This window comes from Virgibacillus natechei, from assembly GCF_026013645.1.
GTDB classification, from domain to species: domain Bacteria; phylum Bacillota; class Bacilli; order Bacillales; family Amphibacillaceae; genus Virgibacillus_L; species Virgibacillus_L natechei.
Map to the genome: position 1 here is coordinate 214,380 of NZ_CP110224.1, position 15,038 is coordinate 229,417.

14 protein-coding genes and 1 other annotated feature are annotated in these 15,038 nt (G+C 40.3%); all 14 genes read left to right on the forward strand.

The features are described 5' to 3' along the window. The 14 genes from OLD84_RS01285 to rpoC all read left to right on the forward strand — a co-directional run bounded on the left by OLD84_RS01285 (window position 1) and on the right by rpoC (window position 14,956). Window positions 1-396 (forward strand): Mini-ribonuclease 3, encoded by a 396-nt coding sequence (locus OLD84_RS01285; protein WP_209463935.1) that lies wholly within the window; start codon window positions 1-3, stop codon window positions 394-396. Window position 397: 1 nt separating this feature from the next. Continuing rightward, window positions 398-1,141 carry a 23S rRNA (guanosine(2251)-2'-O)-methyltransferase RlmB gene (gene rlmB, locus OLD84_RS01290; RefSeq protein ID WP_209463936.1) on the forward strand — a complete coding sequence of 248 codons (744 nt, stop codon included), beginning with the start codon at window positions 398-400 and terminating at the stop codon, window positions 1,139-1,141. Between the two features lie 2 nt (window positions 1,142-1,143). Continuing rightward, on the forward strand, window positions 1,144-1,653 hold the full coding sequence (locus OLD84_RS01295; RefSeq protein ID WP_209463937.1) for an NYN domain-containing protein: 510 nt from the start codon (window positions 1,144-1,146) through the stop codon (window positions 1,651-1,653). A 117-nt stretch (window positions 1,654-1,770) separates the two neighbouring features. After that, the gene (gene sigH / locus OLD84_RS01300; protein ID WP_209464024.1) at window positions 1,771-2,424 is read left to right on the forward strand and encodes an RNA polymerase sporulation sigma factor SigH; all 654 of its coding nucleotides are present in this window, start codon (window positions 1,771-1,773) and stop codon (window positions 2,422-2,424) included. 81 nt (window positions 2,425-2,505) lie between these two features. Next, window positions 2,506-2,655: a 50S ribosomal protein L33 gene (gene rpmG, locus OLD84_RS01305; protein WP_209463938.1), complete on the forward strand. Its 150-nt coding sequence runs from the start codon at window positions 2,506-2,508 to the stop codon at window positions 2,653-2,655. A 35-nt stretch (window positions 2,656-2,690) separates the two neighbouring features. After that, a complete protein-coding gene (gene secE, locus OLD84_RS01310; RefSeq protein WP_209463939.1) occupies window positions 2,691-2,864 on the forward strand; it encodes a preprotein translocase subunit SecE in 174 nt (57 codons plus the stop codon). Between the two features lie 214 nt (window positions 2,865-3,078). Continuing rightward, window positions 3,079-3,615, forward strand: coding sequence for a transcription termination/antitermination protein NusG (gene nusG, locus OLD84_RS01315; RefSeq protein ID WP_209463940.1), 537 nt, complete (start codon window positions 3,079-3,081; stop codon window positions 3,613-3,615). A 203-nt stretch (window positions 3,616-3,818) separates the two neighbouring features. After that, complete coding sequence (gene rplK, locus OLD84_RS01320; RefSeq protein ID WP_209463941.1) at window positions 3,819-4,241, forward strand: 50S ribosomal protein L11; 423 nt, start codon at window positions 3,819-3,821, stop codon at window positions 4,239-4,241. Window positions 4,242-4,429: 188 nt separating this feature from the next. After that, a complete protein-coding gene (gene rplA / locus OLD84_RS01325) occupies window positions 4,430-5,128 on the forward strand; it encodes a 50S ribosomal protein L1 (RefSeq protein WP_209463942.1) in 699 nt (232 codons plus the stop codon). A 48-nt stretch (window positions 5,129-5,176) separates the two neighbouring features. Beyond that, window positions 5,177-5,326 (forward strand) — a sequence feature (ribosomal protein L10 leader region). Between the two features lie 45 nt (window positions 5,327-5,371). Continuing rightward, on the forward strand, window positions 5,372-5,872 hold the full coding sequence (gene rplJ / locus OLD84_RS01330; protein WP_209463943.1) for a 50S ribosomal protein L10: 501 nt from the start codon (window positions 5,372-5,374) through the stop codon (window positions 5,870-5,872). A gap of 56 nt (window positions 5,873-5,928) precedes the next feature. Beyond that, window positions 5,929-6,294 (forward strand): 50S ribosomal protein L7/L12, encoded by a 366-nt coding sequence (gene rplL / locus OLD84_RS01335; protein ID WP_209463944.1) that lies wholly within the window; start codon window positions 5,929-5,931, stop codon window positions 6,292-6,294. A gap of 356 nt (window positions 6,295-6,650) precedes the next feature. After that, complete coding sequence (locus OLD84_RS01340; protein ID WP_209463945.1) at window positions 6,651-7,253, forward strand: class I SAM-dependent methyltransferase; 603 nt, start codon at window positions 6,651-6,653, stop codon at window positions 7,251-7,253. Between the two features lie 369 nt (window positions 7,254-7,622). Continuing rightward, window positions 7,623-11,159, forward strand: a complete 3,537-nt coding sequence (gene rpoB, locus OLD84_RS01345) for a DNA-directed RNA polymerase subunit beta (RefSeq protein ID WP_209463946.1) — start codon at window positions 7,623-7,625, stop codon at window positions 11,157-11,159. 185 nt (window positions 11,160-11,344) lie between these two features. After that, window positions 11,345-14,956, forward strand: coding sequence for a DNA-directed RNA polymerase subunit beta' (rpoC, locus tag OLD84_RS01350; RefSeq protein ID WP_209463947.1), 3,612 nt, complete (start codon window positions 11,345-11,347; stop codon window positions 14,954-14,956). Window positions 14,957-15,038: the final 82 nt, after the last annotated feature.

A 15,038-nucleotide genomic window follows, 5' to 3' on the forward strand; every position in this document is an offset into this window, starting at 1 on the left:
ATGGTGTCTGATGTGAAACAAATGAAAAGTCTAGCCCTGGCCTATATAGGTGACGCCATCTATGAGGTTCATGTACGAGAACATTTGCTACAGACAGGTCAGGTGAAACCGAATCAACTTCATCAAAAGGCGATCATGTTTGTATCAGGAAAGGCTCAAGCCGATGTTATTTTACATTGGCTTGAAATGGGGGACCTTACAAACGAGGAAGAGCGAATTGTTGCCCGTGGGCGGAATGCAAAGTCTGGTTCTATACCTAAAAATACAAGCGTACAAACCTATCGTTATAGTACCGCATTTGAAGCATTAATTGGCTACCATCATTTAGCAAAAAACCAAGACCGTTTAACGGAATTACTACAAAAAGCGGTTCAATTTACAGAAAGGAGGAATTAAAGTGGATCAAGAACTCATTATCGGGAAAAATCCGGTTATAGAAGCATTAACCGCTGGACGGTCCGTTAATAAAGTATTGCTATCAGAACAGTTAAATGCAGGCGCTCAAGGGAAGTTAATACAACTTGGAAAAACAGCAGGGACAATTGTTCAAAAAGTACCTAAAAATAAGTTGGATCAGTTAGCAAATGGTAATCACCAAGGGGTTATTGCCTATGTAGCATCCTATCAATATGCATCATTGGAAGATCTATTTAACAGAGCGGAGGAACGAAGCGAAGATCCTTTTTTTATTATTTTGGACGAGCTAGAGGATCCGCATAACCTTGGGTCCATTTTACGTACAGCTGACGCTACTGGTGTACATGGTGTCATTATTCCAAAAAGGCGATCCGTTGGCTTAACAGCTACCGTAGCTAAAACAGCTGCAGGTGCAATAGAGCATGTCCCTGTGGTTCGGGTGACAAATATTTCAGATACAATCAGCGAGCTAAAGGAACGAAATGTATGGATTGTCGGTACAGAAGGAAATGCAACAGAGGACTATCGCGTATTAGAAGGTACACTGCCCATTGCGCTGGTTATTGGAAATGAAGGCAAAGGGATGAGCCGTTTAACAGCAAAAAAATGTGATTGGACAGTGAGTCTTCCCATGCAGGGTAGTGTTGAGTCCCTAAACGCCTCTGTAGCATGCAGCCTCTTGTTGTATGAGGTATATCGTAAAAGGCATCCGGTTGGTGGTTGACTGTGGATGTATTAGTTGTAGACGGCTATAATATTATCGGTGCATGGGACGAGTTACAACGGTTAAAAGAACGGGATATGGCGCAGGCTCGCGATCGTTTAATTGAATCAATGGCCGAATATCAGGCTTATTCAGGCTACCGTGTTATTGTTGTGTTTGATGCATACTATGTACACGGAATTGCCAATAAACTCAAAGCATATAAGGTTGAAATTATATTTACCAAAGAAAAAGAGACAGCGGATGAATGTATTGAGAAACTCGTTAAAAATTTGAAAAACGTTCAAAATCAAGTGTATGTAGCGACATCTGATTATGCCGAACAAAGTACCATATTCGGCAGAGGTGCATTACGAAAGTCGGCAAGGGAGCTTCATATTGAGTTACGGAATATCGAGAAGGAAATCGAAGAACGTATTGAGACTCATAAGAAAATACAACCACAATCCAGAATAACACTCGACAAGGATATTTTGGAAAAATTCGAAAAATGGCGTCGAGGGGATGCTTAAGCGAGTAAAACACCTTTAAATCGGGCGTTTTCCCCTTTTTTCGCTATTGACTCAATCAAAATGCTTCCTGTATAATAACTTTAAAATGACTGAAGTTTGGTCAGGAGGTTATTCTTGGTGGTGGGTATCAAGCAAGTAGCGACAGATGATAAAAGCCTGAAAATGCTCAATGATGATGAATTACTACACTTGATTCATCAAGGGAATAGTCAAGCGCTAGACTTTTTAATACATAAATACAGAAATTTTGTCTGGGCAAAAGCACGTACTTATTTCTTAATTGGTGCAGATAGAGAAGATATTACGCAAGAAGGAATGATTGGTCTTTATAAAGCAATAAGAGATTTCGATGGGGACAAGTTGTCTTCATTTAAGGGTTTTGCTGAGCTGTGTGTAACACGACAAATAATTACTGCTATTAAGACTGCAACAAGACAAAAACACATTCCGCTTAATTCATATGTATCACTGGATAAACCAATTTATGACGAAGAGTCAGATCGGACGTTGCTCGATGTGATCGCTGGTTCCACAGGAATTGACCCACAGGAATTGCTTATAAACAGGGAAAAATTTGGTGATATGGAGTCTAAGTTATCGGAATTATTGAGCGAATTCGAAAAGGAAGTGCTCCGTTTATACTTAGATGGACAATCCTATCAGGAAATTTCCCTTGAATTAAAACGACATATGAAAGCGGTTGACAATGCGCTTCAGCGTGTTAAGCGAAAACTGGAGCAGTTAATCGAAGCGAATAAGGTCGCGCATTGAACGGCGTTGACACATTTATATAACCATGCTACATTTATATGAGGTAAACTTGGAGAATAGACCCTTTGATGGGGTGGTATGATGAGTAAAAAGATAACGTTATCGTGTGCAATTTGTTCAAGCAGAAACTACACAACGAATAAAAATGTATCCACAGAACCTAGTCGCTTGGAAGTAAAGAAGTACTGCAAAACATGTGGGAAACATACATTGCACCGCGAGACAAAATAAGAGCGCATTTTAGGTGGAATTTAGGGGGTACAAGCATGTTTAAGTTTTTAAAAGACGTTTCCAGAGAAATGAAAAAGGTTAGTTGGCCAAAAAGTCGTGAATTAACGACGTATACCATAACGGTAATAGCAACAGTAAGTTTTGTAGCAGTATTTTTTGCAGTGGTGGATTTTGGGATTTCCCAATTTCTAAACAATTTTTTTGAATAATAATTGTAAACTTATGCTATAATGGAAAATAATATTCCTATTAAAACCCGGTCTTACGGGTTTTTTAATGTTGTTTAAACAAAAGTAATAACGACGAACCTGTAGTAGTCTACTGAAATAGTGATGCGAACGAAAAACCACGACAACATGAAGGTTCATAATAGATATTAAAAGCATAAAGGGAGGGAAGGGCAAATTATATTGTCCTGTTCTAATGGAGAAAAACTGGTATGTCATTCATACATATTCTGGGTATGAAAACAAAGTGAGAATGAATTTGGAAAAGCGTGTTGAATCAATGGGCATGGAAGATAAGATATTCCGTGTATTGGTTCCAGAAGACGAAGAAACTGAAATTAAAGATGGTAAAAAAAAGGTTACGAAAAAGAAGTTCTTCCCTGGTTATGTCTTAACAGAGATGGTTATGACTGATGATTCTTGGTATGTTGTGCGAAATACACCTGGAGTCACAGGATTTATTGGCTCTAGTGGTGGTGGGGCAAAACCAACCCCTCTATTACCTGAAGAAGTGGAATCCGTATTAAAACGCATGGGTGTAAATGAGTCACCTGTCCAAGTCGATTTCGACATAAAAGAACATGTGACGGTGACAGATGGACCGTTCACTGACTTTACTGGCACCATTGAGCATATTGATGCTGAAAAGCAAAAAGTAAAAGTTCATGTGAATATGTTCGGCAGAGAAACCCCAGTTGAACTGGACTTCTCACAAGTTGAGAAGATGGTGTAGAAAATAGCCTCACTAATTTAGGCTGTTTTAAAGGAATTGATTCAGTTGCTAAAAAATGCTAGTAGAAACCCTTGCATTTTATGACTAAACATGGTAGAATTTTTTTGTTATTAATGGTCCCGAGATGGGGACGATGGTAAATTGAGTGGGAGGGTTCTTTTGTACCCTATTACCACATCACGGACTTTAAGGAGGTGTGTCTCGTGGCTAAAAAAGTAATCAAGTTAGTGAAATTACAAATTCCTGCAGGAAAAGCAAATCCAGCACCGCCAGTAGGACCAGCATTAGGTCAAGCAGGTGTTAATATTATGGGATTTTGTAAAGAATTTAACGCACGTACACAAGAACAAGCAGGTACAGTTATCCCTGTAGAAATCACGGTATTTGAAGACCGTTCATTTACATTTATTACAAAAACTCCACCTGCAGCTGTATTGCTGAAACAAGCAGCTAGTATTGAAACTGCTTCAGGTGAGCCTAACCGTAATAAAGTAGGAACAGTAACGGGCGATCAAGTAAAAGAAATCGCTGAAACTAAAATGGAAGACTTAAACGCTGCTGATGTAGAAGCAGCGATACGCATGGTTGAAGGAACTGCACGCAGCATGGGTATCTCGATTCAATAATTCTTGATGAGCACAGGCTGTGACATTAAAATGAGGGCTTTGGCGCTCGCAGAAAGGCTTGGCGAATGCCAAGCTTTCTAATAAAATGTGGTGTCGCTATAAGTTAGCGCCGCGTCTGTTATAAGAGCCTTTGCGCTTTTATAAGTGGGAGGTATTGCCGTTATAACCACAATAGAGGAGGAAACAAAATGGCTAAAAAATCAAAAAAGCATCAAGAAGTTGCAAAACTTGTTGATCGCTCTAAATCATATGAAGTAAGCGAAGCTGTTGCATTAGCGAAAGAAGCAGCTCGAGCAAACTTTGACGAAACAGTTGAAGCTGCATTTCGTTTAGGGGTTGACCCTAAGAAAGCAGACCAACAAATTCGTGGTGCAACTGTATTGCCACACGGAACTGGTAAAACGCAACGTGTGCTAGTGTTCGCAAAAGGTGATAAAGCAAAAGAAGCAGAAGCAGCTGGAGCAGATTATGTAGGAGAAACGGATTATATCAATCAAATTAACCAAGGTTGGTTTGAGTTTGATGTTATTGTTGCAACTCCTGACATGATGGCTGAAGTTGGTAAGCTAGGGCGCGTGCTTGGGCCAAAAGGTTTAATGCCTAACCCGAAAACAGGTACTGTTACGTTTGAAGTAGAAAAAGCTATCCAAGATATTAAGGCTGGTAAAGTAGAGTATCGTGTAGATAAATCTTCTAATATCCATGTTCCAATTGGTAAGCTTTCATTCGATAATGAAAAATTAATCGAAAACTTTGTAGCAATTACGGAAACCCTTGTTAAAATTAAACCGCAATCTTCAAAAGGCACTTACATGCGTAATGCTTCCCTAGCTTCCACAATGGGGCCTGGGATTAAAGTTGATGTTTCTAGTTTAGCTCGTGGCTAATTAGGTATTGACTTTTTTAGAAACGTTGCGTATACTACACGTTGCTAATTAAAAAAATACGTTGTACCGTAGACAGCAGGGGCGAACATTCGCTTAATAGCCTGCCGAGGTGTTTAGAAGCAGATTAGATGATCCGTTGTTGATTGTCATTTGTTATAAAAGCCTCCATGTCTATATGGGGGCTTTATTAATATGTCTATGTCTAGAGAGAACGGTATGATAAACGTAATAGGAGGTGGAACAATGTCTGGTATTATCGAAAAGAAAAAACAGGTTGTTGAAGAAATTACGGAAAAATTTCGTGCAAGCCAAACAGCTGTAATTGTTGATTATCGTGGACTTGATGTTGCTGAAGTAACAGAATTACGTAAAGAACTACGTGATGCAGGAATTGACTTTAAAGTATACAAAAACACGATGACACGCCGTGCGGTGGAAGCTGCAGAGTTATCAGGCCTAAATGAAACACTAGTTGGACCGACTGCAGTTGCATTTAGTAATGATGATGTCGTAGCACCTGCCAGAATTATTAATGATTTTGCAAAGACACATCAGGAGCTTGAAATCAAAGGTGGGGTAATCGAAGGTGAGGTTGCTTCCGTTGATCAAATGAACGAGCTTGCTAGCCTGCCGAACTATGAAGGTATGGTATCTATGCTACTTAGTGTGTTGCAAGCACCTGTACGTAACTTTGCTTATGTTACAAAATCGGTGGCAGAACAAAAAGAAGAACAAGGCGCATAAATGGTGCTCGGTGTTTTAAATAACTAAATTAAAATGAAATCAGGAGGAATAATATTATGTCTAAAGAACAAATCATTGAAGAAATTAAAGAAATGTCCGTATTAGATTTAAATGACTTAGTAAAAGCAATTGAAGAAGAGTTCGGTGTAACTGCAGCAGCACCAGTAGCAGCAGGAGCCGCAGCAGGAGAAGGCGAAGCTGCTGAAGAACAAACTGAATTTGATGTAGTACTTGAAAGTGCTGGAGATTCAAAAATTAAAGTTGTTAAAGCAGTTCGTGAAATCACAGGTCTTGGTCTTAAAGACGCAAAAGACGTTGTTGACAACGCGCCAAAAGCAGTTAAAGAAGGCGTGACAAAAGAAGAAGCTGAAGAAATTAAAGGTAAACTTGAAGAAGTAGGCGCAGGTGTAGAAGTTAAGTAATATAAACGCAGCATTTGTAAAAAAGGTTTCTTATGAAAGCGTACTTTGTTTGCTAAGCAGCTAAAAAAGAAGCTCGTCGTATTACGGCGAGCTTTCTATATCTTATTCGTTATGATTAGCACCATTGCCTAGACCCCTCAAGATCTTAAGTATGCATTCATGACAGCGAAAAATGGCTGTGAATTATAGCTTAAGCTTCGAACTTTTATTCAATGATTTAAATGGATAAAAGTATAAGTGCGACTAAGTATTGACTGCACTACAGTCATGAAGTCTTCTTTAATAGGTAAGTATGGCGATCGCGCTTTTTATCACGTATTTTCTCCATTCTATTAATGAATAAAGTAGGTGCCCTAATGTCTGAGCATTACTTTTCACAAAAACCCCAATCTGGAAGTTCACCCAAGACGTGGAAATATCAATTACGAAAAAGCGTATATACATTCACTAGTGATGTCGGTGTTTTTTCTAAAAACGAAGTAGATTTTGGTTCAAAGTTGTTAACGGAACAATTCAGAGAACCAAGTATTAGTGGGGATTTTTTAGACCTTGGCTGTGGTTATGGGCCAATCGGCATTGCTCTAGCTGATCACTATAGTGATCGAAACATAGTATTGTCGGATGTGAATGAACGAGCATTATCATTAGCACGTAAAAATGCAGCGCAGAACCACGTTGAGAATACCGTTTTTGTGTTAAGTGATCAGTTTTCTAATTTAACTGATCTCTCTTTTGCGGCGATTGTAATGAATCCACCGATTAGAGCTGGGAAAAAAGTCGTTCATCAAATGTTAGAAGGATCGAAAGCAGCATTACAGGATCACGGAGAATTGTGGGTCGTTATCCAAAAGAAACAAGGTGCTCCATCAACGAAAGCGAAGTTAGAGGAACTATTTGAGGATGTAGTAGTAATTGCTAGAGATAAAGGCTACTTTATATTACGAGCATCAAATGTTTGACCCGGCTACACACATATGGTAGGATTGGTAAATGCTAAGATTGGATTCTTCTGTCAAGAAGAATTTTGGTGACAGTAAAGAAAGTAACCTGTTTTTCTCTCTTCATACAATGAATTTTTACCATTAAAATGTAAAAGGTATATTTCATTGATGATCGGAGACACTGGTAAAATCTAGGGAATATAACAAACGGTGAAGTATGTAATAAATCTGTATCACAAGTTTGTTCAACGGTTTGTGAGATAGTTGAACAATACGTATGGTAGATCCTGAAAAATAAAACTGAAAAAAGCTAGTTTTTTCGGTTTGTTTTTCTTAATATAATAAACTTTTTTAGTAGAAAAATGCTTGATTTAAGGGGTGAAGCTGTTGACAGGTCAACTAGTTCAGTATGGACGGCACCGCCAACGCAGGAGCTATGCACGTATTAACGAGGTATTAGAGCTTCCAAATCTAATCGAAATTCAATCCGCTTCTTATCAATGGTTCCTGGAAGAAGGGTTAAAGGAAATGTTCAAAGATATTTCTCCTATTGAAGATTTCACAGGAAATTTATCTTTGGAATTTGTCGATTACAGTCTAAGTGATCCTAAGTATCCTGTAGGCGAGTCAAAGGAAAGAGATGTCACGTATAATGCGCCGCTTCGCGTGAAGGTTCGTTTAATAAATAATGAAACCGGCGAAGTGAAAGAGCAAGAAGTATTTATGGGAGATTTCCCACTTATGACAGATACAGGGACGTTTGTTATAAATGGGGCTGAACGTGTCATTGTATCACAGCTCGTGCGTTCACCTAGTGTCTATTATAACGAAAAGTTTGATAAAAACGGCAAAAGAGGCGTAGCCGCAACTGTTATTCCAAATCGTGGTGCATGGTTAGAATTTGAAACAGATGCTAAAGACGTTGCTTTTGTCCGAATTGATCGTACACGTAAATTGCCGATTACCGTGCTATTACGTGCACTTGGTTTTGGTACAGATCAGGAAATTATTGATCTTTTAGGTGAAAGTGAATACCTGAAGAACACGCTTGAGAAAGACAATACAGAAACGACGGACAAAGCATTGCTTGAAATTTATGAGCGTTTACGTCCAGGAGAACCTCCAACAGTAGAGAATGCGAAAAGTCTATTAGTTTCTCGCTTTTTTGATCCAAAACGTTACGACCTCGCAAATGTAGGTCGCTATAAAATGAACAAAAAACTAGATATAAAAGATCGCCTGTTTAATCAAATTTTGGCGGAGACGATTGTTGACCAGGAGACTGGGGAAGTCTTAGCGCAAAAAGGTGATAAATTAGAGCGTAAATTATTAGATAAAATTATTCCGTATTTGGAAAACGAAGAAGCAAAACTTGGAGAAAAAATAGTAGAACCACAAGAAGCTATTATTGAAGAACAAATTTCGGTTCAATCCATAAAAATTGTAGACCCAACAGACCCAAGTGGTGAGGGAGAACTTAATGTTATTGGAAATGCGAATGTGAACGCAGACACTAAAAATATTACACCAGCTGATATCATATCATCAGTAAGTTATTTCTTTAATTTACTGCATCGAGTCGGAGGAACGGATGACATTGACCATTTAGGAAATCGTCGTCTTCGCTCAGTTGGGGAATTATTGCAAAACCAATTCCGTATAGGTTTATCACGTATGGAACGTGTTGTGCGTGAGAGGATGTCCATTCAGGATACATCCAGTATCACACCGCAGCAATTAATTAATATTCGACCTGTGATTGCCTCGATTAAAGAGTTCTTTGGTAGTTCACAGTTATCACAGTTTATGGATCAGACTAACCCCTTAGCGGAACTCACGCATAAGCGTCGACTATCCGCACTTGGACCTGGTGGCTTGACACGTGAACGTGCAGGTTTTGAAGTACGTGACGTTCACTATTCGCATTATGGGCGTATGTGTCCAATCGAAACGCCAGAAGGACCGAATATCGGGTTGATCAACTCGTTATCAAGCTATGCAAAAGTAAATAAATTTGGTTTTATTGAAACACCTTATCGTCGTGTTGATCCGGAATCTGGTAAAGTCACCGCCCAAATCGACTATTTGACAGCAGATGAGGAAGATAATTATATCGTTGCACAGGCAAATGCGAAGTTGAATGAAGATGGTGGGTTTACGGATGCGGAAGTGATTGCGCGTTTCCGTGGTGAAAACACTGTTGTTCCCCGCAGTCAGCTTGATTACATGGATGTATCGCCAAAACAGGTTGTATCGTCGGCGACGGCATGTATTCCATTCCTGGAGAACGATGACTCGAACCGAGCATTGATGGGTGCGAACATGCAACGTCAAGCAGTTCCGCTAATGAACCCGGAATCGCCAATTGTTGGCACTGGTATGGAATATGTGAACGGGAAAGATTCAGGTGCTGCAATTATTTGTCAGAACGATGGTATTGTAGAACGTGTTGAAGCGAAAGAGGTTCAGGTTCGACGTATATCTGAAGTTGATGGAAAAGAAGTGCAGGGCGATGTGGATCGCTACAGTCTTCAAAAATACATTCGTTCCAACCAAGGAACAAGTTACAATCAGCGCCCAATCGTCAGTCAGGGTGACCGCGTAACAAAAGGTGAAATCCTTGCTGATGGCCCTTCTATGGAAAATGGTGAACTGGCACTTGGTCGTAATGTGCTGGTCGGCTTCATGACATGGGAAGGTTATAACTATGAGGATGCTATCATATTTAGCGAGCGACTCGTTAAAGATGACGATTTCACATCTATTCATATTGAAGAATATGAAGCAGAATCCCGTGATACAAAACTTGGTCCAGAAGAAATAACGAGAGATATTCCAAACGTTGGTGAAGATGCGCTAAAGGATCTAGATGAAGAAGGAATTATCCGCGTTGGTGCTGAAGTAACAGATGGTGATATTTTGGTAGGTAAAGTAACGCCAAAAGGGGTAACTGAATTATCTGCTGAAGAACGGCTGTTACATGCAATCTTTGGAGAGAAGGCTCGTGAAGTTCGCGATACGTCGCTTAAAGTACCGAACGGATCAGGTGGAATTGTATTAGACGTTAAAATATTCAATCGGGAAGATGGAGACGAATTGTCCCCTGGCGTTAATAAACTGGTTCGTGTGTATATCGTACAGAAACGTAAAATTTCCGAAGGCGACAAAATGGCTGGTCGTCACGGTAATAAAGGTGTAATATCAAAAATATTACCAGAAGAAGACATGCCATTTATGCCTGATGGTACTCCAATCGATGTAATGCTTAATCCGCTAGGTGTTCCATCACGAATGAACATCGGACAGGTATTTGAAATGCACCTGGGTATGGCAGCTAGAGAACTGGGTATCCATGTAGCGACACCAGTGTTTGATGGGGCAAACGAGCAAGACGTTTGGGATACCTTGGAAGAAGCCGGAATGCCAAGAGATGCTAAGACAATCCTTTATGATGGAAGAACGGGAGAATCACTTGATAACCGTGTATCCGTTGGTGTCATGTATATGATTAAACTAGCACATATGGTTGATGACAAATTACACGCACGCTCCACTGGCCCTTATTCATTGGTTACGCAGCAGCCACTTGGTGGTAAAGCGCAATTCGGTGGACAGCGCTTTGGAGAAATGGAAGTTTGGGCACTTGAAGCATATGGAGCAGCATACACACTTCAGGAGATATTAACCGTTAAATCAGATGACGTCGTTGGCCGTGTGAAAACGTACGAATCCATTGTTAAAGGTGATAATGTTTCGGATCCGGGAATTCCGGAATCATTCAAGGTACTGATCAAAGAACTTCAAAGCCTTGGAATGGATGTCAAAATGCTCTCAAGTGACGAAGAAGAAATTGATATGCGTGAGCTAGAAGAAGAAGAAACACAAGCTGCAAGTAAACTTAACTTGGAAGTTGGAGAAAATTAGTTCACTGGATAGTTGACTCTAGGGCGGGTCAACGTCCAGTTAAATAAATGAGTTAGGTAATCAGATGGGAAACTTAGCGTTCGCCAAGCCTTTCGGTGAATTGCCAAAGCCCGCACTTATGCGACTAGGGAAGCTTTATATTTTCCTAGTCGCTAAAATAGGACACTAAAAGGGAGGTACGCCCCTTGCTAGATGTAAATAACTTTGAGTATATGAAAATAGGTTTAGCTTCATCTGAAAAGATTCGCTCTTGGTCTTACGGCGAGGTTAAAAAGCCAGAAACGATTAATTATCGTACATTGAAACCAGAAAAAGATGGTTTGTTTTGTGAACGGATTTTCGGCCCGCAAAAAGATTGGGAATGTCATTGCGGTAAGTACAAACGCGTACGGTATAAAGGTGTTGTCTGTGATCGTTGTGGAGTTGAAGTAACAAAAGCTAAAGTTCGCCGTGAACGCATGGGACACCTTGAGTTAGCTGCTCCTGTATCACATATTTGGTATTTTAAAGGTATCCCTAGCCGAATGGGACTTGTATTAGACATGTCTCCGAGAGCTTTGGAAGAAGTTATTTATTTTGCTGCATATATCGTTACAGATTCAGGAGACACTCCTTTAGAAAAGAAACAGCTGCTATCAGAAAAAGAATACCGAACCTATTATGATAAGTATGGGAAATCTTTTAAAGCTGGAATGGGTGCCGAAGCCATCCGCAGGCTTCTTCAAGACATTGATCTTGAAAAAGAAGTTGAAGGGTTAAGAGAAGAATTAAAAACAGCGCAAGGACAACGTAGAACACGTGCAATCAAACGCTTAGAAGTAATCGAGTCATTTCGTCATTCAGGAAACGATACATCTTGGATGGTATTGGACGTATTGCCGATCATTCCACCGGAAATACGACCAATGGTACAGCTTGACGGGGGACGTTTTGCTACATCCGACCTAAATGATTTATATAGACGCGTTATCAACCGTAACAACCGTTTGAAGCGTTTGTTGGATCTTGGGGCACCAAGCATTATCGTACAAAATGAAAAACGAATGCTTCAAGAAGCAGTAGACGCCTTGATTGACAATGGCCGTCGTGGCCGTCCAGTTACAGGTCCTGGTAACCGACCACTTAAATCCTTGTCTCACATGTTAAAAGGGAAACAAGGACGTTTTCGTCAGAACTTATTAGGAAAACGTGTTGATTATTCTGGACGTTCCGTTATCGTGGTAGGACCTAACCTAAAGATGTATCAATGTGGTCTACCTAGGGAGATGGCGTTGGAGCTATTTAAGCCATTTGTTATGAGAGAATTAGTAGCAAAAGGAATTGCTCATAACATCAAATCGGCCAAACGTAAGGTAGAACGCGTGCATCCGGATGTTTGGGATGTATTAGAAGAAGTAATCAAAGAACATCCTGTATTGCTTAACCGTGCACCAACATTGCACCGATTAGGCATTCAGGCATTTGAACCAGTATTAGTTGAGGGTCGTGCCATTCGTTTACACCCATTAGTATGTACGGCATATAATGCTGACTTTGATGGTGACCAAATGGCCGTTCACGTTCCGTTATCAGCAGAAGCTCAAGCAGAAGCGCGCATCTTAATGCTTGCAGCGCAAAACATTCTAAATCCGAAAGATGGAAAACCAGTTGTTACCCCATCACAGGATATGGTACTAGGTAACTATTACTTGACGCTGGAACGAGAGGGTGCAGTTGGTGAAGGAAGTGTGTTTAACAACGTTGATGAGGCATTGCTTTCCTATCAAAACGGGTATGTGCATTTACACACTAGAGTAGCGGTTCATGCATCTGGCTTGAAGAACAACACGCTAACGGAAAAGCAGCATAATCAATTGTTGTTAACAACAGTAGGTAAACTGATTTTTAATGAAATTTTACCAGAGTCGTTCCCATATATTAATGAACCGACAAATAGTAACCTTGAGATTAAAACCCCTGAGAATTACTTTGTGGACTATGGAACGAACATTAAAGAAGAAATTAAAAACCGCGATCTTATTGGTCCCTTTAAGAAAGGTATTTTGGGTGATATTATTGCTGAAGTCTTCAAGCGGTTTAAAATTAGTGAAACATCAAAAATGCTTGACCGCATGAAAGACCTAGGATTTTACTATTCTACAAAAGCCGGTATCACTGTTGGCGTATCTGACATTGTTGTGTTAGCTGAAAAAGAAGAAATTCTTGAGGAAGCGCAGAAAAATGTGGATAACGTATCGAAACAGTTCCGTCGTGGTTTGATTACGGATGATGAGCGTTATGACAGAGTAATTGCAATATGGTCACAAGCAAAAGATACCATTCAACAAAAATTAATGGAATCATTAAGTGACAAAAACCCTATCTTTATGATGAGTGATTCAGGAGCAAGGGGTAACGCTTCAAACTACACACAGCTTGCTGGTATGCGGGGTCTAATGGCGAATCCGGCTGGGGAAATCATTGAATTACCGATTAAGTCAAGTTTCCGCGAAGGGCTAACTGTACTTGAATACTTTATTTCTACACACGGTGCTCGTAAAGGACTTGCTGATACTGCACTGAAAACAGCTGACTCTGGTTATCTAACAAGACGTCTCGTGGATGTGGCGCAAGATGTTATCGTCCGTGAAGCAGACTGTAAAACGGATCGCGGTTTAACCGTATCCGCATTAGCGGATGGAACAGAGCTAATTGAGCCGTTATACGATCGATTAGTAGGACGTACGCTTTTCCATTCGATCAAGCATCCTGAAACAGGCGACGTAATTGTTGAAAAGGAAGAAGTTATTTCTGAGGATCAGGCAAAACTTGTTGTTGATGCTGGTGTCGAAGACGTAACGATACGTTCTGCATTTACATGTAATACGAAACATGGCGTATGTAAAAAATGTTATGGAAGAAATCTCGCAACAGGTGATGAAGTCGAAGTTGGTGAAGCAGTAGGTATTATTGCTGCACAATCCATTGGTGAACCAGGTACACAGTTAACGATGCGTACGTTCCACACAGGTGGAGTTGCTGGTGATGACATTACGCAAGGTCTTCCGCGTATCCAAGAACTATTTGAGGCACGTAATCCAAAAGGGCAAGCGGTTATCAGTGAAGTTTACGGCACAATATTAGAAATGAAAGAAGTGAAGGACAAACAGGAAATAGTTGTTCAAAGCGATGTAGAGCAACGCTCCTATCCAGTTCCTTATAACGCTCGTATGAAAGTTTCTGTAGGCGATGAAGTAATTGCAGGAGAGCCTCTGACAGAAGGGTCGATTGATCCAAAAGATCTACTACGCATACAGGGTGTAGAAGGTGTTCAAGATTACCTATTACGTGAAGTACAACGGGTATACCGTATGCAGGGTGTTGAAATTGGCGACAAACACGTTGAAGTAATGGTTCGTCAAATGCTGCGTAAAATCCGTGTCGTGGAAGCTGGGGATACGACAGAACTTCCAGGTTCATTACTTGAACTGCATAAATTCAGAGATGCAAACCATACGGTTCTAAACGAAGGGCAACAGCCGGCAACCGGAAAACCCGTATTACTTGGCATAACGAAGGCATCACTAGAAACAGATTCCTTCTTATCTGCGGCATCATTCCAAGAAACTACGAGAGTTCTTACAGATGCAGCGATTAAAGGTAAGCGTGATGAATTATTAGGGCTCAAGGAAAATGTTATTATCGGTAAACTAGTACCAGCTGGTACAGGGATCAACCGATACCGTAATGTAAAAGCATCTACAGATGTTACGGAAGATACCACCGAATCAACGGAAGAATCAGAAACAGTACAATAGGACACCGTTATAAGTGTCGACTATCGTAATTGTTTCGAAATAATATGTAAACAAGTAATAAAAAGTCCGGAAGCACCGAAAA

Coding starts and splice junctions, on each gene's coding strand:
- OLD84_RS01285 (WP_209463935.1), top strand. CDS start 1: ATGGTGTCTGATGTGAAACAAATGAAAAGTCTAGCCCTGGCCTATATA.
- rpmG (WP_209463938.1), top strand. CDS start 2,506: ATGAGTAAAAAGATAACGTTATCGTGTGCAATTTGTTCAAGCAGAAAC.
- secE (WP_209463939.1), top strand. CDS start 2,691: ATGTTTAAGTTTTTAAAAGACGTTTCCAGAGAAATGAAAAAGGTTAGT.
- nusG (WP_209463940.1), top strand. CDS start 3,079: ATGGAGAAAAACTGGTATGTCATTCATACATATTCTGGGTATGAAAAC.
- rplA (WP_209463942.1), top strand. CDS start 4,430: ATGGCTAAAAAATCAAAAAAGCATCAAGAAGTTGCAAAACTTGTTGAT.
- rplJ (WP_209463943.1), top strand. CDS start 5,372: ATGTCTGGTATTATCGAAAAGAAAAAACAGGTTGTTGAAGAAATTACG.
- rplL (WP_209463944.1), top strand. CDS start 5,929: ATGTCTAAAGAACAAATCATTGAAGAAATTAAAGAAATGTCCGTATTA.
- OLD84_RS01340 (WP_209463945.1), top strand. CDS start 6,651: ATGTCTGAGCATTACTTTTCACAAAAACCCCAATCTGGAAGTTCACCC.